This window comes from Acinetobacter sp. 228 (assembly GCF_048147885.1).
Genome location: NZ_JAYWYV010000130.1, coordinates 1 through 1788, shown reverse-complemented (window position 1 = coordinate 1788; position 1788 = coordinate 1). Strand labels below are relative to the sequence as shown.

Annotated in this window: 3 protein-coding genes and 1 pseudogene; all 4 read left to right on the top strand. The window is 38.0% G+C overall.

The features are described 5' to 3' along the window. A pseudogene (gene fadH / locus VXQ92_RS16630) lies at positions 1 to 432 on the top strand (NADPH-dependent 2,4-dienoyl-CoA reductase); the annotation flags it as partial. A gap of 70 nt (positions 433 to 502) precedes the next feature. Then, on the top strand, positions 503 to 910 hold the full coding sequence (locus VXQ92_RS16625; protein ID WP_031998130.1) for a nuclear transport factor 2 family protein: 408 nt from the start codon (positions 503 to 505) through the stop codon (positions 908 to 910). A gap of 42 nt (positions 911 to 952) precedes the next feature. Next, positions 953 to 1669 carry an SGNH/GDSL hydrolase family protein gene (locus VXQ92_RS16620; protein WP_416682566.1) on the top strand — a complete coding sequence of 239 codons (717 nt, stop codon included), beginning with the start codon at positions 953 to 955 and terminating at the stop codon, positions 1667 to 1669. Positions 1670 to 1688: 19 nt separating this feature from the next. Next, positions 1689 to 1788, top strand: a 100-nt coding sequence (locus VXQ92_RS16615) for a hypothetical protein (protein ID WP_416682567.1), incomplete at its 3' end; no start/stop codon positions are given.

The window sequence follows — 1788 nt, the reverse complement described above, 5'->3', positions numbered from 1 at the left end:
TTTTATGAAGAGTGGGGTATTGATACTCACTATGAACATGTCGGAGGTTTAAAGCAGCCAAAAGTTGAAGCTTCTGAACGAGAAATCTATTTGTTGCAGCGTAAAGCTTCCTCAGTAGGCGCAGGGCTGGGTAAAACGACTGGTTGGATTCACCGTACCGGGCTTAAGAACAGAAACGTGAAAATGTTAGCAGGTGTGCAATACGACAAAGTAGATGATCAAGGGCTTCATATTACTGTTGATGGCAAACCAACAGTGCTTGAGGTTGATAATGTTGTGATTTGCGCGGGCCAAGAATCATTTACTGCGATGTATGACCAATTAAAAGCAGATGGTAAGAATGTTCATTTGATTGGTGGTGCTAAAGAAGCAGGTGAGTTGGATGCTAAACGTGCTATTCGACAAGGTGCTGAACTAGCAGCGGTTCTTTAATGGCTTAAATGAGCATTGTCTTGGGTAAGAGAATGCTCATCACTAAAACCTATTTAAAGGAAAAATAAAAATGACACTCGAAATAACTAAACAGTCATTAGAAAAGTGGCATCACATGATTCAATCAAATGACTTATCGAACTTAAATGATTTGCTGGCAGATGAAGTCGTTTTCCGTTCACCGGTTGCTTATAAACCTTATGAGGGAAGACAAGTTGTTTTCTTTATTCTCACCAATGTAATTCAGGTATTTCAGAATTTTACCTATCATCGAGAGTTTTACACGGAAAATGGTGAAAATGTAGTGCTGGAGTTTAGTGCGAATGTAGGAGATAAATCATTAAAAGGTATCGATATGATTCGTTTTAATGAGCAGGGTAAAATTATTGATTTTGAAGTAATGATTCGTCCAATGAGCGGTTTAGCTGCATTAGCTGAGCAAATGGGCATACGAATAGCTCAATTTAAACCTCAATAATTTTGTTAAATAGCCTAAGAAAGAATATTGAGGTATATAAAAATGTGGTTAAAACTTTCAACATTTTTTTTATTACCCGTATTGTTCATACAAGGTCATAAAGTTCGAAAGAACACACCACGTTTAGCAGAAGCTAAAGGTGAACGAGAAGGTAGAACTGGTCAAGGTAAACCTTTATCTCTGCTTATTTTGGGAGATTCTGCCGCAGCAGGTGTTGGTGTAGAAAATCAGAAAGATGCCTTGTCTGGTGCTATTATTCAAGAACTGCAAAATGAATTTTCCCTACAGTGGAAACTTCATGCCAAAACTGGTGATACAACTCGACAAGTTTTTAATGCTTTGCAGCATTTAGAAGAGCAGAAGTATTATGTGATTGTGACATCTATTGGTGTAAATGATGTCACAAAGTTGACCTCTGCTAAATCATGGATTAAACAACAGAAGCAATTATTTGAGCATATACAGAAACGTTTTCAGCCAAAGTTGATTATCATTTCCGGTGTGCCTCCAATGCAACATTTCCCGGCTTTACCGAATCCACTAGCTTGGTTGTTTGGGCAATATGCAGAGCAAATGAATCAAAAATTACAACAATGGTTAGCACCACAAAGCCATTTTAAGTTTCTTGAATATGATATTGAAACTTTTCAAGCCATGAACTTGCCTATGGCAAGTGACGGTTTTCATCCAAGTAAAGAAGTTTACGCAGTTTGGGGACGGCAGGTTGCAGCCATAGTGCGGCAATCATTTAACTCATAGTCATAGGTAGTTATTGGATATGGGCATATCTGTTTTTAATAAAATTAAAGATTTCGGTTCGGAGCTGTTCGATTTAGTGTTGGGCGCTGAGCATCCAAAAGTCTATTATCATCCTCAAG